Below are 22,050 nucleotides of genomic sequence, written 5' to 3' on the forward strand. Positions count from 1 at the left end.
ATGCTTACATGAAGAGTTTCGCACATAAGCTTTACAGTCCAAAGTTCATTGTGCTTGTCATAAAATGAACTGATAACGGTAATGAGCCCTTATTTCTTCCGGCTTACGGCGAAAAAACCGAGAGCCTCTTTAAGAATGTCATTAGACCGTTGAAGTTCTAAAACCTCTTTTTCAAGCTCGCATATCTTTTGATCCTTGGCATCATTAGATAAACGTTTGTTACCGCTTCCAACATATGCGGTTTCCTGATATTTTTTACGTTTATTACGCCAGCCCGAAAGGGTGTAATAAGGAATACCGAGTTGGTTAGCAGCGGCATTAAGACCAATTTCATCGGATAGCTTAACAGCCTCTTCTTTAAAAGTTTTGTCGTATTGCATTTTGATCACCTCTGTGTTTTTAATAATACCATAGATTTGGTGAGTTTACCAACTCTACTTAAATGCTACCACTCCACTGCTCCACAGCTTAAAGAGCCACTAAATCCGCTCATTGCATCCAAGTATAATTTGTATACACAAACGGAAATGTAGATTATAAACATAACTGCGCATATTAACTCCGGAAATATTGTATATTCTATCTTACAGCCATTATCTTGTTCTTCTATGCTACCTTTCACATAACACAATCCTATATGCTTAAATCCACTTTTTTTACCTTGTAGTATTATTTGAAATTTTTTATCTTTTAATAATTTCATGAAAGATAATTTATCAAACATTTTCAATATTTCTGCTGTAGTTTTATTTGTTATACATGACCCCTTTACTATAAAGCTTACCATAAACATTTAACCTCCATATGTCAAACACTGCTTTGACTGAAATTATTAGAATCTGCTATCAATGATCCAGAGTCAAAAGGATATGATAATCTCGGATTATGCCAATTAATTGGAGCTTCCCCATATACCCAACCTTCTGACAGCTGTTTATATAATGTAATTTCCACTCCTGCACCACCTCAAAGTCCTTCTCCTTCAATAACTTCGCTATAATTATGTCCTTATTTTTAAAAATATCATTACAAAGCACTTTTTCTACCGCCTTTTTCCAGAGTACTGCAATAATATCTTCATATCCTTTTAGAACAAATCTTATTCCTTCCTCTATTTCCGTTTCACTGAAATCAGGTATAGTTGCAAGCATATTAATAAAACTTTATTCTAGCCTTCCCATAATAAACAAACATTCCATCCAAATGATTTGGAAGTGATATATTTCTATAATGATCAAATATTCCTCGTCCAAAAACCTCTGTTGAAACAAATTTCACACTTTCCGGCAAATAAATTTCTCTAAGATTTTTACAAGATGAAAATATATCATTTCCCAAATATTCCACTCCGACAGGAATATTTGCGAATACTAAGTTATTACAATTCTCAAATGCCCTATCTCCAATTATTTTAATCCCTTGTAAAAAATCCAAATTATAAATTCTTGTACCCTCTAAGGCGGCTTCCGATATCATAGTTGTCCCCTCTTTAAGCTGTATATCAGCCTTTGTTTTGTCTAAACATTCTACAAGTACCTTTCCTACATATTTGCATCCGTCCACTTCTTCTTGACTGTTATACCAAGGGGTTTCATTTAATGCCTTATAGCCGACAAAACTTACACCGGAAGAATCACCTATGTCAACCAATTTTTTACAGCCTTCAAAGGCTTTCTCTCCTATGTACCTTGTTTTATCAGTTAAATTAATTGAACTTAAATTTTCACATTCTGCAAATGAATTATCCCAAATATTTTCTAAACCGGAGCCTAATACCACTTCCTTTAAATTTTTGCATTGATAAAAGCTATATGACTGTATCGACTTTATTTTACTTGGCAATACTATCTTTTCAAGTGAATCGCAGGCTGCAAATACACTATTTCCCATTAACTCCACATTCTCCGGTATATCTATATATGACAGTTTTTGACAATAACTAAAGTTGGCACCCCCTATAACCGTTAAGCTATCAGGAAGAATTACTTCCTCAAGTTCGGAAGAATTAGTAAAAACTCCACTTGCTATACTTTTAATTCCATCTCTAACTATTACCTTCTTCTCATTTCCTTCATATCCCATTAAAATGTTCGAAAAATATTTATACCCGGCATCTATTGGAAGTTCGGATAACCACAAAGTATTTTCAAAAGCATCTGAGCCCAACAAAATATCTTCTCTATTCAAGACAACTTCTTTCAAATTTTTACAACCCATGAAAGCTTCACTTTCTACATTTCGTGTATTGAAAGGTATACAAATCTTTTCAAGACTTATACAATTATAAAAAGCCCTGTATTCGATTTTTGTCAAATTTTCTGATAATTGAACATCATTTAACGAAATACAATTTTCAAAAATCCTTAAGCCTATATATGTTTTGGAATCCGAAAAGTTTACTTTTTTTAGGTTGAAACAGTTTGCAAAACTTCCCCAAGTCAAATGTTCCAAAGAATCAGGAAATACTATATCCTCTAAACCTGCACAACCTTCAAACGAAAAGAAACCTATTTTCTTTAGCCCTTGTGGAAAATTAATTTTCTTCAATCCGGTACAATCTGCAAAAGCATAATTTCCTATATTAACAATTGAATCAGGTAAAACCACCTCTTCAATATGTGTATTACCTGCAAAAGCATAATCACCTATACTTTTAACTCCTTCCGGAATAATTAATATTTTGGAATTATCACCTCTATTTATTATGCCTTTTTGTATTCCTTTTACAGTATTATTATATATAACCATATGTTCAAACAACATATTTCTTATGTAATGTTGAAATGTAAAAACACAAGTTATTATAACAATTGAAACAATAATTAATCTTCTTATTAAACATTTTTTCTTTAATAATTTCACCGGTTTACTCCTTCTGTGTATTATTCACCTAGAAACATTTGTATAATACCATTTAAAATTTGTACAACTGACAATCCCTTTCTACCTGTGTCTTGTAATATATATTTTTTCCTCTCTCCAGTTTTTCATATTTAATATCCGGTTCCAATCTTATTTCTTTACCGGGTTGGTCGGTACTTAACATATTAATTCTCTCAATTCTGTCAATATTATCCGGTGCATAGGACATTTCAAAACCATTTACTAAATCATTATTATCAAAAGTAATCTTTATACCAAATTCATCATTATAAAGTCCATCTAAAAAATAATATTTCTTATCTTCAATTTTTTTATCACCGTCATTTTCAATATTTCTGCTGTCGTTTTATTTGTTATACATGACCCCTTTATTGTAAAGCTTACCATAAACATTTAACCTCCATTAACGCTTACAATGTTTTGAACTATAAAACTGTAATTACCTAACTCTCTATTTTTCTGTTTCTCTCTTGAATTTCTACTTTTCTTAATTCTCCCATATACTCTCCGACAAGAATATAAGGGATTTCCCTTATGTCCTTATTTTTAAAAATATCATTACAAAGCACTTTTTCTACCGCCTTTTTCCAAAGTACTGCAATAATACCTTCATATCCTTTTAGAACAAACCTTATTCCTTCCTCTATTTCCGCTTCACTTAAATCAGGTATCTTTGTTTTATTTTGTACAAGCTTTTCCCTAATAATACTCGCATCCTTTTTCACAAAATCAGGTACCCAATATCTTATGTTTAGTGGTTTATTTATATATAGACTTTCATCCGCTGCATATAGCATATATTTATAAGATTTCGTATAAAGGCTTGTATCAAGAAAAAACAGTACAATATAAGCAAGTTTAGTTTCTTTTATTTCACTTTTGTTTTCTATAATATCTGCCAAAAGTATCCTGATTTCATCTTTTAAACTTTCTGTAGAATACATTTTGTATTCTTTAATTTTTTTGCTTATCCATTGATACCTGAAAGCTTCAAAATACTTTATTTTTTGATTTTCTCTATTCATCTTTTACTTTCTTATAAGTTCAATATTTTGAAATATATCAGTTGCCGCCTTTTTCCATGCATTTGAACTGTGTTCCCTACAATTAAAGATTAACTGTATCATTTTCCTGTCGGTTTTTCCCATTCCTACTATATGATAAATTTTTTCATCTATTCCGGGTAGGATAAAATCAAAACAATGCATTTCAATACAGCCTTCTTTATTAAGTTTTGCAGTATCTAAGAACTTTATACCCTTATGTGCCTTTGAAAGAAGATTTACAAAATCACCTACCAGGGTCTCGACATCTGCATTCTCACTTTCTTCCAAAAGACTGAAGCTGAAATTTATATCTCCTGCAAGATTTGTTTTTATCATCTCAGGTCTGAAACTGGTAGGATACTTTATTTCTTTTATTTCATCCGGCATATCTATAAAGGAAGAAGGGGTGTATATTGATACAGAATCATTAAAGTATATAGCTTTTGTAAAGGTTTCCAACTTACCTGATATATAGTAACCGTCTTCTAAGGACATGGAAATACTATTATCCATTTCTAATTTCATTGGTATAATTTTCTCGTCAATATGATTTTTTGACATTTTATTCAATATATCTCACTTTCACATCACTATAATAATTTTTATCATTGTTTTTAACTTTAATATTTTTAATATGTCATAAAACCTATAGCTTTAATTTATTAAATATATTAATTTACTACTTTTAGTAGAATACCAGTTTAGGCGTCTTTATGCCGGCAGTTTCAATCCAGTAGTACTCCCCCTTCAATCTTTCCGGCAGCTGAATTTCTTCTAAAAGAAAACATTCTCTGATAGCAAGCGGATCAAGTTTTTCAACATTTTCCGGTATTTTTATACTTTTAAATGCACATCCTCCAAAAGCATATGCATATATGCTTTTTAGGCTTTTAGGTAATTCTATATTTTCCAGCTTTCTACAACCTACAAATGTAAAACCATAAATTTCCTCTATTTTAATACCGTCCTCGAAAATTACCTTTTTTTAATTGGAACATAGAAAAAATGCTTGTGATAAAATTATTTCTACACTTTTAGGAATGAAAATCTCCTCAATATCTTTATTATTTGCAAAAGTTTCAGCTGCAATTACTCTTGTTCCATCCTTGATTTTTATTTTTTTTACTCCATTATCTACAACATCCAAAAGTATATTGTCTGCATACTTACAACCGAATTCATCTGTTTTCATATTCTTCAAATACAATGTGTTTTCAAAGTTGTAAGCCGCTATACTTTCAATTCTGTGAGGTAAATTTATATACTCAAGTTCTTTACAATTATTAAATGCTCCATATCCAATCGTAACTATACTTTCAGGTAATTTGACTTTTTTTAACTTTGAATTTTTGAAAGTATCATTTCCTATCCTTTCCAATCCCTCTGAAATATTTACTTTTTCCAAAGATACACAATTTTCAAAACATCTATCTCCTATTTCCAATATACCTTCAGGAAAGTCCACTTCCTCTATAACAGAATTATTAATAAACGCAGCATTCGCAATTACTTTACTTGATTCTTTAATCTTAACAAACTTACTTATACCCTTGTTATATAAAAGAACTTTTCCCAAGTATACAGACCCGTACTCATCAGACTTGGTATTATTTATAAGAGCAGTACCTGCAAACGCATCTTCTCCAACACTTCTGATTCCCTCAGGCATCTTTACCGCTGAGAGATTACTACAAGCTGCGAATGCGAGAGCATCAATCCTTTCCAGACTGTTCGGCAAATCTATACTTTTAAGATTTTCGCAATTAGCAAAGGCACTCCCGCCAATTTCCGATAATTTATCGGAAAAAGTTATCTTTTTCAAAGAATGGCAACCCAAAAATACATTCGCTTCAATACTCTTTATTCCCTCAGGGAGTTCTATTTCTTGTAAGAGCACACAATTTGAAAATGCACCGGTCTCTATAGTTTCTAATTGCTCCGGCAAACTGATACTACTTAGTTTTACACAGTTATAAAAAGCACATACACCTATGCTTCTTACACTACCCGGTATCTCAACACTTTCCAGGTTGGAGCAATCTTTAAATGCAAAAAAACTAATCGCCGTTACTCCATTGGGAATTTCTATAATTTTAATATCAGCCCTTTTTTCTATAATTCCATCTTTTATTCCCAGCAAAATATCATTCTTAATTATCACCCTGCACTTCAAATTTGCGACTGTCCAAAGCACGGCAACAATAATAAAAAATCCTATTAATATATATTTATGTATTTTTTTTATTTTAAACATTTTCATAATCCTTTTGACACAAATTAATTATTTAAAATTATCATCTATCTCTTTAAAAGTATCTCCTATTTTATTTTTAATATCTTGCAATTCTTTAAAATCTATGTTTATAGGTTCCAGCATATGAAAAAATGCTTGTATATATCTAGCACTGGTACATACAGCCGATACTAAACTAATAATATTTAGAAGTGTTACCAACTATGTTACTATTTTGTGCAATCCTTATTGAAATAAAATCTCTAATTAACTATTATATCCTTTCGCTAAATACATAATTACAACCGGATTCCCAATACCATTGTCATAATATTTTGCTACTTTTAAGTATCGATATACATACGGATTCATTTTTTAAATTCATCATTTAATATCCAAATTCCGCCTGTATTATCATCTTTTATCATTTCTTCCTCTTGATTTCCAATCAACATATAATCAAATGCCTCCCTGCTTGGACAATCAATCTCAAAATAATAGTCCTTTCCAGCTTTAGTATGTTTTAATATGTCCTAGAAAATCATTATTATAATCCGTATTCTCCTAAATTCTGTTGATCCGCTAAAAGTCCAAATGAAACCTATATATTCAATTGTTGCTATTGTATACAGCTACTTAATGATGTATAAAATCTTGCTTTCCTACAGTTATTTTATATACATTATCATCTTCATCAAAATAGCAATCTATTTCAAATGCACCATCTACAACTGACAAGTATCCATCGGGCTCATATTCAAAATATCTAGCATTCCTATATATTTTCTCAATAGTATTTTTACTTGTACCTACTCCTATTTTATAACGCCCGAACCTATATTTAGTACCGGTAACTTCTATTCTACACAAACTAGCCACATTACCACGCATTGTTCCAAATACAAAGTTCCTTCCATCTGTAGTATATACTTCTCTAAAACCATATCCATATTCTCCATAACTGCTATCTTTAATTTCCTTAATTGGACCATTATTTACAATAACCGATTCATAAAAATTATTTTCTGCAAAATTTACTACTGCATAATAATCTTTAACATAAATGCCTTTATTGTTTATGTTAAAGATTATTATTAAAAATATTAAAATTACAACTCCTGTCAACAGTATAATTTTCATTGTTCTATTTGCTCCCATCACATGCATTGTTTATGCAAGTTCCCGGATAGTATCCATTACGCATAAACTCTCCTTTATAATATATAACTACCTCCATTAACACTTGTAATGTTTTTATCAATAATTCTTTTTTTTACTTTCCTATAAGTTCAATATTTTGGAATATATCCGTTGCCGCTTTTTCCCAGACATTCGTGCTGTATTCATTCATTTAAAGATTGCCTGTATTATTTTTCTGTCAGCTTTTCACACACCTATCATAGGATAAATCTTTTCATCAATGTGTTCTTTCATAAACTTTCATAAAATATCAGTTTTTATTAGATTCAACTATCTGTGTAATATAAATATTTCATGAATAGATTTATGTAATACCTATATTTGAAATATTATATCAATATTATTAAGGATAAAATGGCCATATGAAGTCATCTGCAACTTCCTGAAGACCATATTGTTTCCCATACATAACTTTCCCATTTACCGTCTTTTTTTATATAAGTAACCAAATCCATTGAGCCTCCTCTATAATATATCTGTGCTATATTTTCACTATATTCAAATACCTTTATAAAATAATAATTTGCCAAAAAACAATTATCCTTTTCTAAGTATAAAAACTCTTTAGAGTATAAATGTGTTAGTATTTCTACTTTTATATAAGGATATATTAAAAATCCTACTAAAAAGAATACTGCCAACAATATATATTTTTTCATTTTATACCCCCTACTATAATTACCTTTGTATCTTCATAGTTGTCTTTTATAAATTCAATATCCTCTATTAAAAAACTCTGTCCTGTATTTAATATTACACCGTGAAGTACATATTTAGTCTTTCCATGCACAAGTATCCATGAATCATTAGACTCACTACTATACTTTTGCTCCAGTATTTCCTTTACTTTATCACCATATTTAACCGTTAAATGTATGGGGTGCAAAATATAACTGTAAAGAACTGAAAAGCATAATCCTAAAATAAATGCATATAAAAATTTTTTCAATGTTTTATTCTCCCATTCTATTGTAATTTTCTTTAACACTATTACCAAAAGGGCTAGGTCTCGGAGCATCATGTGGTAATCTTGGTTTATTTCCGATTCCAAATATATATCCCAACGTTCCATCACCTCGCTTTACATGAGCTAAATTATAAATTGAACCCAATAGTTCAGGAGATGATACCTGTGGGGCAAGAGGTTCCCACTCATCCAACATTTATCTAAGATAGGCGGCGGCATATACTATATTTATCTCATTATTATATAAGCTATAAATTATCTTGTATTATCATTAGCATTTACATCATACTCCCTGCCAACTACTACTATAAACAGCAATATCAATATTGATGTTACAGCAATAATTACTCTTAACTTCTTTTTACTATTTGTATTCACTGCCGCCTTTTATGTCTCTCTGATATTCATAATTTCGATATGATATGGAAAACAATTCTCTAACTCCTATAGTTCCACTCTCATGTATAACATTTTCTGTGCCATCACCCATATCAAATGTTATCCTACCATTGAAGCCTGAACCGTCTAATCCTATTACTGAAAGAGCATACAAATAATATTCACCGTCTTTAGTTGACTTGTGCATATAAGCTATTAATTCATCCAAATTCTTTATTTCCTGAAACTCCTTCATTCCTTCTCCCTCTGATATAGTCTTTGGTGGGATAGGAATTCCGGCTCCGCTTTCTCCGCTTATTCTTATATTTTTCATATTGTCATTAAAGTTCTCAATATATTTCTGTATATTTTCATTTTCTATAATTTTGTACTCATAAAGACTCTGCTTATCCCCTGATATATAATCTGTAATGTCCTGATTAACCATATCAAGCAAGCTTTTATTATTCCTCTTTATGACCCATGTATTTCCTTTGTTGTCATTGCATTCCATGTCCATTACCAACATGTCTGCCAAAATTACTGTTGTTGATATTGCATCATAATATCTAAGTGCTCTATCTCTTCTCTTTTCATCCAAGTACTCCCTGCCAACTATTGCTATAAACAGCAGCATTAATATTGATGTTGCAGCAATAATTACTCTTAACTTCTTTTTACTATTTGTATTCACTGCCGCCTTTTACGCCTCTCTGATATTCATAATTTCGATATGATATGGAAAACAACTCTCTAACATCTATCATTCCACTTTGATGTATAACATTTTCTTTTCCATCACTTCTACCTTCCGGTTGCTCAACTTCATGGCATGAATATGCCGTATATAATCCAATACATCCTTACACCTTACTCCTATTAAAATATTGTATTTTAGATTACCTTATCCATAAGCCATATTTAAATATTACTTGCTATTATTTTTAAAATAGACTATGTTTTTATCTTCAATTATATATACATCACATTACAATACTTCAAATAATTTTCTGAAAGATATTCTCCCATATTCTTTTATTACTTTTTCTTCTCCATTTCCGTAGTCATAGATAAACTTTGTAAATTGTGCTGTCCTATCATGCCCTATTATATTAAGTTCATCAATATACAGCACATTGAACTCACTTTTCTTATACATATATCTATACAATTCATCCAGATTTCTTATTTCCTTAAATTCTTCCAAGCCTTCGTTCTCAGAGATTGTCTTATATCTTTTCTCCGGTTCATTCCATATTTTTATATGAGACATATTATCATTAAATATCTCTATCTTCCTTGCTGTATTTTCTCCCTCCGTCAGTTTAAATTGTCCTAATACTTTTAGCTCCCCCCTTATATATTTATCAGATACTTCATTACACTTATCAACCAACATAGTTTCATTATCAAAATAAAAAATACTTCCATCAGCAGAGATATATTCTAATTTAGCTTCTGTAGCTTGCTGTAATTCATATTTTCTTAGTCCATCATATAAAAATTCTATAGAATCTTCATTACGCATATATCTTATATTTTGTAAGTGAATTCTATATCTATAAATAGAATAACTAATAATACATACTAAGGTAACTATTCCCCAAAAAATAAATAGTCTTATCATTCTCCCCTTTTTATCCAAAATTAATCTCCTATGTATTTTAATCAAATAAATCACCAAAGTCTATTTTTCCGTAGTCTGTTATTACTTTTTCTTCCCCATTTCCGTAATCATAAATAAACTTTGCAAATTAGGAAATTTTATTATTACCCTATCTCCAACTTCAGGCATACAATACCAACTTCCTCCTTCCGGTGAAGAATATACAGTAGCATAGTTTAGTAGAGCCTTGTCATCAGTTTTATCAACTTCTATATGCCTGCTAAAAGCTGTCAATATATTCAGAAATCGTCTTAATATTTTCTTTTTCAATATCGCTTAAATCATTCTCACTAAAATTTTCATTTTTCTCATACCATCTTTTTGTTCTGAAATAATTATATTCCGGACTGTTTTTGGTATATATCTTTCCATGTCTTGCATATATCTCTTCACGAGCCATACATGCCGCAAATTTTGAAAGTTTTTTCAGCTTTTCTAAATTTGATGTTCCACTAATGATTTCCGTAGCACTTCCCGGAAAAAACTCACCATTATCACTTGTACTGATATACATACTGATTCGATTACCCTTAGAATCATACCCGTATTTTTCTATAAATTCCTCATAGTCCGACAGTAGGCTATATTCTGGATCAAAAAATAGCCTCATTCCATGTCCCAGATCATAGTACGCCAAGTCATCATACCATTGCAAAACCTTAGATATCCTCCATTTATTATCTTCACACAGTTCAAAATACACCTCACCATCACTGATTTTCGGCATATCCTCAGCTAAAAACTCACTTTTTATAAATTGTATTTGTACGCATATACTTTTTTTATCTCTATACTTTATATGAAATTTTCCTTTCGTATAGATTCTATAGTACATGCAGTTACTGAATTCGCTTTCGGATTCTCTCGACTGTGTATGCCTTCCTCTATAAAATCTTATATTATATAATTTACATAGATAATTATATGCCATATCCTTAATATAATCTCTATGATACACATACAGTTTTTCTTCATACTCCTGATTTTTAAAATAGTAATCATCATATCCGTCCGACTCTCTGCAAGACACCTCATGACTGATTTTTTCTCCTAAATACATAAAATCGGCAATTTCTCTAATAATTTCTATGGCTCTTTCATCAGTCATTTCAGTATTACTGTCTTTATTTTCAATGGCAACAGTTTTAGCATTAAGTATAAAAAGTAATATTACACCTATGCAAAATACGCCCAATAATTTATATCTCATACTCTTGTCTCCTAAAATTCTTCCAAATGTGCTTTTATAATATCTAAATTATGTTTTTCAATATCACTTAAGTCATCTTCACTAAATCCCTGATTTTCTTTATACCAATCTAATCCGTTGAAATAATTATACTCTATGGAATATTTCGGATATATTTTCCCATGCCTCGCATATATCTCTTCACAAGCTATATAGGTCGCAAGCTTAGAAAGAATATCTAATACATAACTATCATCTAAACGCTCCAATACATCAAAACTGCTAATTCTTCCAAATGTGCTTTTATAATATCTAAATTATGTTTTTCAATATCACTTAAGTCATCTTCACTAAATTTCTGATTTTCTTTATACCAATCTAATCCGTTGAAATAATTATACTCAATGGAATATTTCGGATATATTTTCCCATGCCTCGCATATATCTCTTCACAAGCTATATAGGTCGCAAGCTTAGAAAGAATATCTAATACATAACTATCATATAAATGCTCCAATACATCAAAACTGCTGCTTGATAGAATCGCAGCTTTTGGAGAATATCTTAACATCTGCATAGGTATTTTATTTCCATTTTTATCATATCCATATTCCTTAATAAAAGCTTCATAGTCCTCTTTCACATTATTCTTACTGTCGAAAAATTCATCTATATATTCTTCCAATTCATAAAATACCAAATCATCATACCATTGAGATATCTTAGATATTCGCCATTTATTATCATCGCATAAAGTAATAAATATTTGTCCCTTGTCCGTATCCGGCATACCATCTCCAAGGCTGCTGTCTTTATTGAAAACCGCCTCTATACATATCTCTTTATCCTTTTTTGACAAAATATTAAAATTGCCTGCACTGTCTAACCTATATCTAATATAACCGCCGCTAAACTCATTTTTCGCTTTTCCCATACCTGATCTAAACCTGACGATTTTATACATACCTGTTAAATATTTATAAGCAGTATCTTTTATGTAATTCCTTTGATAGATTTCTAATTTATTCTCATCTTCTTTGTTCTTAAAATAGGCAAATCTCTCCCCGTCAAAACCTTCAACATCCTCACCTGTTTCTATACCTGTATCCATAAAAGCTATAATTTCTTTTACAAGCTTTATAGCCTCTTCATCCGAAAGAATTTCCACTCCGGCATTATAATCAATAAACTTTTCTTCCTTCACATGTAAATTTGTCCTACATCCGCAGCAAAGACCAATTATTAAAAGTATCACAGAAAATATGTATAAATTTTTATTTCTCACTTTCTCCTCCTCTCACTGATGGGTTATCCGGTATATCCCCATAATCAGTACCTCCATTACTACAAAAACCGTCAAAATATTTATAACCTTTAGCAGAATAATCTATTTGCGTTTTTCTTACAGCTGTTCTGCCATTAAAATTTCCTGTATCAAAAAATTACTCAATCTGCTTTCTCTCTGACATATAAATATTGTAATATTGTGGGACTCTTTAAAAAATATCATTTTTTTTCATCTTTCACTTCATTGTATAATTAACATTTCCGGTTCATCATCCAAACCATCTTCCGTGCGAATCACCTCAATTTTAGGCTTCTTATTCTCATCGATACATAAAGTAAAGTCCTTTCCGTATTCTATATATCCTATAATTTCTTCTTTCTCCCCCTTCTTTACCCATATTATGTCCATATCTTTAGCCCAGCCAATTTTATACAAACTCTTGACCTGTACATATAAAGGCTCATCATACAGAGTCAGTTTATAGGAAACATCCCGCTCAAGTTCAATATTTCCCTTTCCTGTAATGCTTACTTCCCCCTTAACATCTGTGGCAATTTCATTTAATCGTTTTATTCTGTCTATATATTTATGAGCATATGTCATAGTAAAACCCTTTATCGTTTTATCACTGCCTGTACCTGTATAGATACCAATTCTGGCTTCCAAATATAAGGGATCTACAAATCCGTATATTCCATGAGCTCCATATCCGTAAGCATAGTCTCCTCTATTATGATCTTCAAAAAGTTCAAAATCAACATCAGAAATCCCCTCTCCAAACCCTGTCTTTAGGCTTACAACATACCATTTTGGATCATCTCTCCTTTGGCAATACCATACAATACAGTATATTTCCTTACCCTCCTTCGTAAGTATGATTTCCGCTCTTTTTTCATCCTTTTTCAGCTTTTCAGTATATTTCCAACCGTCTGATGTGAGTTCATCCAAAGGAAAAGGCATTTGATATAAAGATCCGTCCAGCCTGAAAATATAATCGTCTATGGAATCTCCCATAGTAAGAGGTTTTTTGTATTCATCCCAATCATTTCCCTGGAAAAGCTCCTCCTTTTCATAAGTTGTTTCTTCAAGCTCTATGGGAACAGCCATCAAATAGTCCGCACTATACGCCTAGCCATGCAAAAATTGCACTTCACGGGTTAAAGAACAGCCATCAAATAGTCCGCACTATACCCGCCGAATATGCTTTTCTCATTCTTATGAAGCCTAACCTCTACATACTCTATATACCTGCAAAAAATAGGGCTATATATTTTGTATTTTACCGTAAGTTTTCCATCCTCTCCCATTCTAAATTTCCAGTCTCTAAATTCTATAAAGTAATCACTTCCTTCTCTTCTGTACATTGGCAGGATAAATACATCTTCAGATTTCATATTATAGCTGTAATTTTGAGAGAGATACCGCCATGTCTTTGTTGTCGTGGAAGCTCCCGCCATTTTCAGTATAAGCTCCGCATTTTCACGGCTTATAAGTTTTTTATCATTTTCAAAAACAACGTACTCTCCTAAACTATCTTTAAGAATATGTTCATATTCCATTTCATTTAAACTATAAAGAAACTCTACCTGTTTTTCCTTAGTATCCAGCACACATCCCTTTCCTATAATATTTGAGTCGCCTGTATGAGATACATGCAGAGTCTGTATCAGCCATTTAAGTTTTTCAAGATCCGATTCAGACAATTCTTCCGCCTTATTATCACGCTTTTCGGATTGACTTTTTACAAATACAGGAGTTTGTCCTATAACTTTTTTCCTGTTTATAAAACCACAGGAGAATAAAACACTTGTGCATACTATTAATACTGTTACTATAAATATCTTTCTCATTTTTCTATTCTCCAATATCCTGATGTCCTGCCATATACGGTAATAATGGCACACAAGATAGCTGCTATTATTCCTAAAACATCAAGTAAAAATCTTTTATTCATAAATTCTTTTCAATTTTATATTTTATAAAAATAGGCTGCATGACAATAAATGTCTTGCAGCCCAAACTTTTAACGACTGATTTTTTTGTTACTCGGCTGCGTATCCGCCTTCAACTATCAGACCTGCCATCTAAGTTTTTCAGGATTAATATCTTCAATCAACAAAGTACGATTCGTTTGTTTTATAATACTCTCTGCCATCCTGCACCTCTTTAAATCTGTATTTTTTCTTTATAAAATACAAACTCTAAGATTTCATTACATAAATATATCGGGTAATAAGGAACATAAAGATATAAAGCCAATGATTATTTTTGGCAGTACAGAACATAGACTAAATAGAAAAATAACAACAGATAAATTGTGTTGTTTCTCTCTATCAGAACTAACTTCAGTTACCAACAGTATCCTTTCTTACTAAGAAACATTCCTTAATAACAATAAAACAACAATTACACCTATTTTATTTACAAATTTTTATATTGCCTTTGAGATATAGCAAGCGACTTTCTTTGTCTCCTTTTGGAAAAGCATAAGTTTTGAACTACTATGAGTTCACCTTGCTCAAAGCCAAAATATTTATGCCATTCATTATGGTTATAATATTAACATATTTACAAAATAATTTCAAGATATTTTACTTGATTTTTTTTATTTGCAACTAAATTTAAGAATATTTTTTTGCAAATACTTCTCAAAAAATACCATAAATATTTCTCAAAAAATATCGTAAATATAAGGAGTCTTTACTCTTTTTGTGTATAATTTAATCAGACCAGAAAACATACCAAACAAAAACCATGATGTTGCCTTTTGTGTAATTGACAGGGAATTGTTTTGTATTTTAAATTACGGTTTTAAGGCTCTTAATTAAAACTATATGCTTCAATTTATATTACTTTTAATTTCCTCAGATATTATAATCTCCTTTTTTGAAGCCGAGGAAAGTGCTGCACCCAATGCCCCTGCATATCTGCCCAGTTTATGAGTCTGTATATCTTTTCCAAGTTTTTGTGATAAAAGCTCTACAAAATAATCTGTACTGCATAACCCTCCCGTTAAAAATACTCTATTCATAAAACCGTGCCTTTTACATAAATTGGCTACCCTGTCTGCAACAGAATCTATAACTCCGGCAGCGATATCCTCACGCTTTTCGCCTGCACCTATATGGCTTATAACCTCAGATTCGGCAAAAACTGTACACATCGAACTTATTGAAAGTGCATTGCCTTCCTTTGCCATATCATAAAGCTCATCAAATGTCGCACCTAATCGGTTTGCCATTATTTCTATAAATTTACCTGTTCCGGCGGCACATTTATCATTCATAAGAAAATCCCTTACATTACCGCCCTCAAGGCTTATTATTTTAGTATCCTGCCCACCTACATCAATTACTGTGCAGTCGGCACCAAAAAGCGCAAACGCCCCCCTGCCATGACATGTAATCTCAGTAATTATTTTATCCGCATACTCAACACAGATCCTTCCGTAGCCGGTGGCAACACACCTCATAGAGTCCGTATATCCCTTTTCTTCAAGGATTTTATAAATTGCTTTGGCAGTTTCCTTACTGTTCCAGCCTGTAGGCAGATTAAAACATTCCAAAAGCTTCTCATCATCAATTACTGCCACCTTTGAAGCAGTAGAACCTATGTCAACTCCTGCAAAATAATTATAATCCATAAAAGTACCCTTTTAAACCAATACCTGTTATTTATCAATCGTCTCAAGGAATGCCTCGAGCCTTGTATTTATCTGTCCCACATCAGACTTTGAATAATCAGTTTCTATCATTATATAAGATTTCCCTTTCTCAAGCACTGTTTTTTTAACATAATGTGATTCAATAGCAAATGTATGACATGCCTGAAGTATTATCTCAAGCACACCGTCAATATGATACTCGTCAATCATATCACCTATATATTCCAGCCTTGCAGTATTTGGGCTCATGATAGAACAGTTTATATTAAGGTACTTTTTTGCAAGAGCTTTATAAATAGGAAGCTGCGGATCAACCTTTTCAATTTTTTCTCTGGTTGCATTGCAGGCATCAAATGCCACCACATCAGCCCCAAGTTCCTCAAGTGCCTTTATAGTCTTATCCCTCACACCTCCGTTCGGGCAGCCTGTAATTAAAATCCTCGGTCTTTTCGAAGTTCTTCCCTTATAGTTTTCTTCCCAGTCCTTTAATACCTCTTCGGTTCTTTTTTCTATCTGTGATATACGTTCATGTATATCCGGAATAAAACTGAGTGCATCAAGTTTTGTACCAAGCTCATATCCTGTTACAGGAGACGGATCAAGTTTCCCAAGTTCCAAAAATTTAAGCACAACATCTCTTTCTATATTTTTTAATCTTATACATTCCTTTATATCATCTTCAGTTATTGTTATACCATAAAAATCCTCAAGCTTTTCTTTAAATTTTACCATCTCATGTTCCCATACCGTAAGTGCCATATCATCCCTATGATTAGGAAGTTTCATTACATACGTTTCCTTAAGCTCATTCATAATCTCAAACATCTTCCTCTTTCCATCACAGGTGGTTTCACCGACTATAAGATCGGAAAAGTAAAAATACGGGCATGTATCTGTAAGTGCAAAACCATAACTTGCCTTTATAAGCGGGCAAAGATTTCTAGGAAGATCCGCCTCTGCAGCATTTATAGGTTCTTCGCTTGTAGCACATAAGGAAACCGGTGCAGCCTTTGCCGCCATAATAATTTCTAAAGGTACAAATGAGCAGTATATACCTACAACCCTTCCGCCGTCTTCCTTTAACTTCTTCATTTTCATAAATCCCGCCTGGCGTGCTTCATTAAATGTTTCAAAATTCTCAGGTAATTTGAGCATATGTTATTTCCTCCAAAAAATATCAATTTAAAATAAAAATTTTAATATTTCAGTGTCATAGTATATTATACAATATATAACTTCAAAATTAAACTAAATATTACATAGAAAGTAGTTTTTGCCAATTTCTTTATTTCTGTTAATTATACTCTAAGTTAGATAAATATGGATTAGCTTTAAAAATAAAACTCATGAAAAACATATAAGAAACCATATAATTTAATTGACATTTTCTTAAATATACATTTAAACATCTATATATTAAAAAATCTAATTAATTACAATAAAAAAATCCCTACCGTCTTAATACGGTAAAGATTTTATATAAAAGTCTATCCAAGTCCCACGACTATCCCTCCGTCGCATGCATATACAGTAGTTACTCCGGCAGCTTCACTTGTAATAATATCTTTAAACTTTCCGGTATTTCTAAAAAGTTCAGCTACATATTCTATCCTTTCAGGATTGTTTACATGAGTTATAACTACCGTCTTTTCACCCTCAAACAGCTTTGCATCTTTTTGAGCTATTTCTACCAGTTTTGCAAGTGCTTTATTTATACCTCTTGCCTGATCCAGCTTAACTATACGCCCATTCTCAGCCCCCATAACCGGCTTTATATTAAGTTTTGTGGCAAAAAACGCCGACAGCCCTGAAAGCCTGCCGTTTTTTCTAAGGGTTTCAAGGTCTTCAAGTACAAAATAGGTTTTCGCCCTGTCTCTAAATTTAGTTATTTCTTCACAAATCTTATTAAAATCGAAGCCCTGATTTATAAGCCTTTCAAGTTCTATAAATATCCTGAGTTGAGTTGCGGAAGCTCCATGTGAACTTAATACAAATATATTTTTGGCACTGTCTCCATGTTCTTCTTCAAAAAGCTGCTTACCTATTGCCGCACTCTGATAGGTTCCACTTAAATGTTCTGAAAGCGTTACAACAAATATATTATCCTCCTCACATTCATAAGCATTCTTAAAATCCTGTGGTGAAGGACAGGCTGTTTTTGATGAAGCATTTGATCTTTTTACTCTGTTTAAAAAATCTTTCTGGTTAAATGAAGTATCATCTAATATCTGGTAATTCTCTATCTGAAGCGAAAGAGGAACTATAGTATAATGAGGATCTGCCTTCCTGCCTGCATCAAGGTCCGAACAGCTATCACCTATAAGTCTATATTTCATATAAATTAAAGCCTTTCTTTTATACAGAAAAATCGTCCTGTTTAAAATGCTCTAACCTGAAAGTCAGAGCTTACTATCTTAACTTAGCTTTTTACTGCATGTAGTTTTGAAAACTATGTAACATTATAGGCGTTGATTAAAATAAAGTCAACAAGTAAAATTATCCGCTCTTTAAGTAGCAATTTACTTATTTCATTTACTAAAAACAACCTTATCAGCAGATCTTCTATCAGCAAATTTTCAAATCAAATAAGGCTGTTAAAGCATAGTTAATAAACTTACAATGTGAAAATAGAAAAATAGACAATCTAAGGAGCCGCAAAATCATCTGTTATAACTTTACGGCTCCTCTATATATAACTGTTAATTATACTTTCTATACTTTTTCAGTTTTTAAAGCTTTCAATAGAGCCGCAGCTGAAAACAGCATTATAAATATAAATGGAAAAGCTGCCGCTATTGATATTATTTGCAGTGGCTTAAGTCCTCCCGCTATAAGAAGTCCTATTGCCATAACTGACTGAACCGCACCCCACAGTATTTTTTTATTATTCGGAGGATTCAAGTCTCCATCAGAAGTAAGCATTGCAAGCACAAAAGTACCTGAATTTGCAGAGGTTACAAAAAATGTACAGACTAAAATCATTGTAATTATTGAAAGTATTATACCTAAGTTATAATATGAAAACACTGTAAATATCCCTGTTTCAGGGGCAGACTTAATACTTTCTATAACCTCTTTCGGAATTTTTACCACTTCAGAAAGATGGAGTCCCATACTTCCAAATATTGCAAACCATAAAAGAGAGCCAAGCGAAGGCGCAAGCACTACCCCTATTATAAACTCTCTTATAGTTCTACCCTTTGATATTCTCGCTATAAATATACCTACAAATGGAGCCCAAGCTATCCACCATGCCCAGTAAAATACTCTCCAGCCTTGAATCCATGAATTATCTCCATAAGTTGATATATTTAAGCTGTCATTAATAAATCCGCTTATATAAGCTCCTATACCGGAGATAAAATTATTTAAAATCTCCAATTTAGGACCTACAAGCACTGCAAGTATCATAAGACCGAATGCTATATAAAGATTTGCATCTGAAATCAGCTTAATACCTTTTTCAATTCCTGCAACTGCCGACCATATATAAATTATTGATATTATAATTACTATAATTACCTGAACCTGAAGACTTGAAGGTATTTTAAACATGTAGTTTAAACCGCTGTTTATCTGCATAGTCCCAAGCCCGAGTGAAGTGGTTACTCCTGCCACAGTAGCAAATACTGCAAGTATATCTATCAATTTCCCAACCGGTCCTTTTACACCCTTCTCACCAATTAAAGGTTCAAATATAGTGCTTATAAGTCCGGGCCGGTTTTTCCTAAACTGAAAATACGCTAAAGCCAGACCTATTATTGCATAATTTGCCCAAGGGTGAATACCCCAGTGCATAAACGAAGCTTTTATCGCAAAAGCTGCAGATTCAGGACTCATTTCCTTTATACCTGCTATAGGACTTACATAATGGGATATAGGTTCTGAAATACCCCAAAATACAAGCCCTACTCCCATGCCTGCACCAAAAAGCATAGCAAACCATGAAGCGGTAGAATATTCAGGTTTTGAATCATCAGGACCAAGTTTAATATTTCCGTACCTGCTAAAAGCGATTGCAAATACAAATACTACAAATGCAAGCATAGCAAGCAGGTACAGCCAAGCAAATTTGACAGTCAGAAAGTTAAACACTGCTCCTGAAGCCACAGTAAAACTCGCATTGCCCAGTACAGCCCAAAGAGCAATCCCGCCTACCAATATGAGTGAACCTATAAATACTACATTTTTATTATTTTTTTCCATTATTTCAGCCCCCTTTTTACAAGAATCAGACCGGAAATACAGTCTGTTCTGTTATATCGGCAGTCAGACTTAAAAGTGCAGTCTTAGTTCTTGAATAGCGCAGCTTCCACTGGGTTTCCTTTGGAGTTGCAGGATCTCCAAGCGGATAAGGTATTGATATAGTAGGTACTATACGATTAGAACCTACGGTTTTAGCCACAGGAATAAGATTGCACATCTGTACTATGGGTATTCCCGCTTTTTCAACTTCTTTTACCATCGTTGCACCGCAACGAGTACAGGTACCTCATGTTGATACCATTATAACACCGTCTACATTATCTTCTTTAAGATAAGGAATCATCTCGTTTGCCATTCTCATGGCTTCCGCCTGAGTAGTTCCCGTACCTACAGTTGTGTAAAAATAAGGATGAAGACTTCCGTAAACTCCTTCTTTATTCAGAGTCTTAAGTACATCAATCGGTACAACCACATTTGGGTCTGCATCCGCTGCTGCCGGATCAAAGCCTGCATGTATAGTCTTATAAACGCCGCTCTTTAAAGAATCTATATTCTCTATATTATAACGTCCCCAGCGTGTTGCCGAAGCTGATTGGATCTTATCCGGATTATCGACGGGAACTATACCGCCTGTATCAAGTATAGCTATCCTTGCTTTTGATAAATCCTTTATAGGAGGTGCTATCGGTACTCTGTCAGGCTCAGGTATAGGAAGTTCAGTTTCAAACGCCTCTCCCCTAATCTTTTTAAGAAGCATCTCTATCATCCTTTCAGAAGCAGGCTTTAAATCTTCTCTCCATACCTGCCTGCGTATACCTCGACCGAAGTAACCTTCGTCCTGTGCAGAACCTATTTCCTCATTATTTAATATCTTATTTGCAAGTTTTATCATAGCTGCCACATCGGCACGCATTTTTGAAGCTATATTCCCTCCCTTAAGTATGTACATATCTTTTTTAAACATTTCCACACCGGGATTTTCTACATTCATTGAAGTTATTACAGGAATATTGTATTTTGCTTTTATAGCTTTACATATAGTTCCACATGCTACACCGTATCTTCCGGCCTGAAATGCCGGTCCGGCTAAAAATATATCAAACTCTTTTCCTTCTAAAAGTTCTATAATTTCATCTACCGCCTTATCAGCATTACTGCCCATATAATTATCACCACATATTACAGTACCAATTATCTCCGCATTAAGATTTTTTGCAAATTCCAATGCCGGACCTATTTTTTCTTTTTTAAATACCGGAGCAAAGTCAGCCTTATCTTCTCCACCTATCTGACCGAAAAACTGGTTTATATAAACAACTGCTTTTTTCAT

General features: G+C 32.6%; 24 protein-coding genes. All 24 read right to left on the reverse strand.

The features are described from left to right. Positions 1–89 precede the first annotated feature (89 nt). Positions 90–380: a transposase gene (locus tag HMPREF9333_RS05390; RefSeq protein WP_005539276.1), complete on the reverse strand. Its 291-nt coding sequence runs from the start codon at positions 378–380 to the stop codon at positions 90–92. A gap of 65 nt (positions 381–445) precedes the next feature. Next, positions 446–787, reverse strand: coding sequence for a hypothetical protein (locus tag HMPREF9333_RS05395; protein ID WP_242822315.1), 342 nt, complete (start codon positions 785–787; stop codon positions 446–448). Positions 788–845: 58 nt separating this feature from the next. Continuing rightward, on the reverse strand, positions 846–1,151 hold the full coding sequence (locus HMPREF9333_RS05400) for a hypothetical protein (RefSeq protein ID WP_005540421.1): 306 nt from the start codon (positions 1,149–1,151) through the stop codon (positions 846–848). A gap of 1 nt (position 1,152) precedes the next feature. Beyond that, positions 1,153–2,862: a leucine-rich repeat domain-containing protein gene (locus HMPREF9333_RS05405; protein WP_040882320.1), complete on the reverse strand. Its 1,710-nt coding sequence runs from the start codon at positions 2,860–2,862 to the stop codon at positions 1,153–1,155. A 464-nt stretch (positions 2,863–3,326) separates the two neighbouring features. Further along, positions 3,327–3,908 (reverse strand): hypothetical protein, encoded by a 582-nt coding sequence (locus HMPREF9333_RS05410; RefSeq protein ID WP_005540425.1) that lies wholly within the window; start codon positions 3,906–3,908, stop codon positions 3,327–3,329. Between the two features lie 3 nt (positions 3,909–3,911). Next, positions 3,912–4,490 (reverse strand): hypothetical protein, encoded by a 579-nt coding sequence (locus HMPREF9333_RS05415; RefSeq protein WP_005540427.1) that lies wholly within the window; start codon positions 4,488–4,490, stop codon positions 3,912–3,914. Between the two features lie 124 nt (positions 4,491–4,614). Beyond that, on the reverse strand, positions 4,615–4,905 hold the full coding sequence (locus tag HMPREF9333_RS13640) for a leucine-rich repeat domain-containing protein (protein WP_083816588.1): 291 nt from the start codon (positions 4,903–4,905) through the stop codon (positions 4,615–4,617). Positions 4,906–4,914: 9 nt separating this feature from the next. After that, a complete protein-coding gene (locus HMPREF9333_RS05420; protein WP_005540429.1) occupies positions 4,915–6,183 on the reverse strand; it encodes a leucine-rich repeat domain-containing protein in 1,269 nt (422 codons plus the stop codon). 615 nt (positions 6,184–6,798) lie between these two features. Further along, positions 6,799–7,302 (reverse strand): hypothetical protein, encoded by a 504-nt coding sequence (locus HMPREF9333_RS05425; RefSeq protein WP_005540431.1) that lies wholly within the window; start codon positions 7,300–7,302, stop codon positions 6,799–6,801. A 428-nt stretch (positions 7,303–7,730) separates the two neighbouring features. After that, positions 7,731–8,021: a hypothetical protein gene (locus tag HMPREF9333_RS05430; RefSeq protein ID WP_005540433.1), complete on the reverse strand. Its 291-nt coding sequence runs from the start codon at positions 8,019–8,021 to the stop codon at positions 7,731–7,733. Then, positions 8,018–8,311 (reverse strand): hypothetical protein, encoded by a 294-nt coding sequence (locus HMPREF9333_RS05435; protein ID WP_005540435.1) that lies wholly within the window; start codon positions 8,309–8,311, stop codon positions 8,018–8,020. Before HMPREF9333_RS05435 ends, HMPREF9333_RS05430 begins: the two co-directional genes overlap by 4 nt. 382 nt (positions 8,312–8,693) lie before the next feature. Further along, positions 8,694–9,401 carry a hypothetical protein gene (locus HMPREF9333_RS05445; RefSeq protein ID WP_005540437.1) on the reverse strand — a complete coding sequence of 236 codons (708 nt, stop codon included), beginning with the start codon at positions 9,399–9,401 and terminating at the stop codon, positions 8,694–8,696. A 294-nt stretch (positions 9,402–9,695) separates the two neighbouring features. Then, positions 9,696–10,352 (reverse strand): hypothetical protein, encoded by a 657-nt coding sequence (locus HMPREF9333_RS05450; protein ID WP_005540438.1) that lies wholly within the window; start codon positions 10,350–10,352, stop codon positions 9,696–9,698. 63 nt (positions 10,353–10,415) lie between these two features. Further along, positions 10,416–10,607, reverse strand: a complete 192-nt coding sequence (locus HMPREF9333_RS12885; RefSeq protein WP_169311757.1) for a hypothetical protein — start codon at positions 10,605–10,607, stop codon at positions 10,416–10,418. Further along, positions 10,594–11,583, reverse strand: a complete 990-nt coding sequence (locus HMPREF9333_RS05455) for a YARHG domain-containing protein (protein ID WP_005540440.1) — start codon at positions 11,581–11,583, stop codon at positions 10,594–10,596. Before HMPREF9333_RS05455 ends, HMPREF9333_RS12885 begins: the two co-directional genes overlap by 14 nt. Positions 11,584–11,594: 11 nt before the next feature. Then, complete coding sequence (locus HMPREF9333_RS05460; RefSeq protein ID WP_005540442.1) at positions 11,595–11,831, reverse strand: YARHG domain-containing protein; 237 nt, start codon at positions 11,829–11,831, stop codon at positions 11,595–11,597. Then, complete coding sequence (locus tag HMPREF9333_RS05465; RefSeq protein ID WP_242822316.1) at positions 11,819–12,766, reverse strand: YARHG domain-containing protein; 948 nt, start codon at positions 12,764–12,766, stop codon at positions 11,819–11,821. Before HMPREF9333_RS05465 ends, HMPREF9333_RS05460 begins: the two co-directional genes overlap by 13 nt. Before the next feature lie 324 nt (positions 12,767–13,090). After that, on the reverse strand, positions 13,091–13,957 hold the full coding sequence (locus tag HMPREF9333_RS13270; protein ID WP_005540445.1) for a hypothetical protein: 867 nt from the start codon (positions 13,955–13,957) through the stop codon (positions 13,091–13,093). Positions 13,958–14,007: 50 nt separating this feature from the next. Then, on the reverse strand, positions 14,008–14,700 hold the full coding sequence (locus HMPREF9333_RS13275; protein ID WP_005540446.1) for a hypothetical protein: 693 nt from the start codon (positions 14,698–14,700) through the stop codon (positions 14,008–14,010). Between the two features lie 989 nt (positions 14,701–15,689). Continuing rightward, on the reverse strand, positions 15,690–16,493 hold the full coding sequence (locus HMPREF9333_RS05475) for an acyl-CoA dehydratase activase (protein ID WP_005540447.1): 804 nt from the start codon (positions 16,491–16,493) through the stop codon (positions 15,690–15,692). A gap of 27 nt (positions 16,494–16,520) precedes the next feature. Beyond that, positions 16,521–17,669 (reverse strand): double-cubane-cluster-containing anaerobic reductase, encoded by a 1,149-nt coding sequence (locus HMPREF9333_RS05480; RefSeq protein WP_005540448.1) that lies wholly within the window; start codon positions 17,667–17,669, stop codon positions 16,521–16,523. Between the two features lie 332 nt (positions 17,670–18,001). Further along, a complete protein-coding gene (locus tag HMPREF9333_RS05485; RefSeq protein WP_005540449.1) occupies positions 18,002–18,850 on the reverse strand; it encodes a DegV family protein in 849 nt (282 codons plus the stop codon). Between the two features lie 376 nt (positions 18,851–19,226). Continuing rightward, a complete protein-coding gene (locus HMPREF9333_RS05490) occupies positions 19,227–20,720 on the reverse strand; it encodes a BCCT family transporter (RefSeq protein WP_005540450.1) in 1,494 nt (497 codons plus the stop codon). Positions 20,721–20,745: 25 nt separating this feature from the next. Next, a complete protein-coding gene (grdH, locus tag HMPREF9333_RS05500) occupies positions 20,746–22,050 on the reverse strand; it encodes a betaine reductase selenoprotein B (RefSeq protein WP_083816584.1) in 1,305 nt (434 codons plus the stop codon).

The sequence above is a fragment of the Johnsonella ignava ATCC 51276 genome, from assembly GCF_000235445.1.
Classification (GTDB): Bacteria; Bacillota; Clostridia; order Lachnospirales; family Lachnospiraceae; genus Johnsonella; species Johnsonella ignava.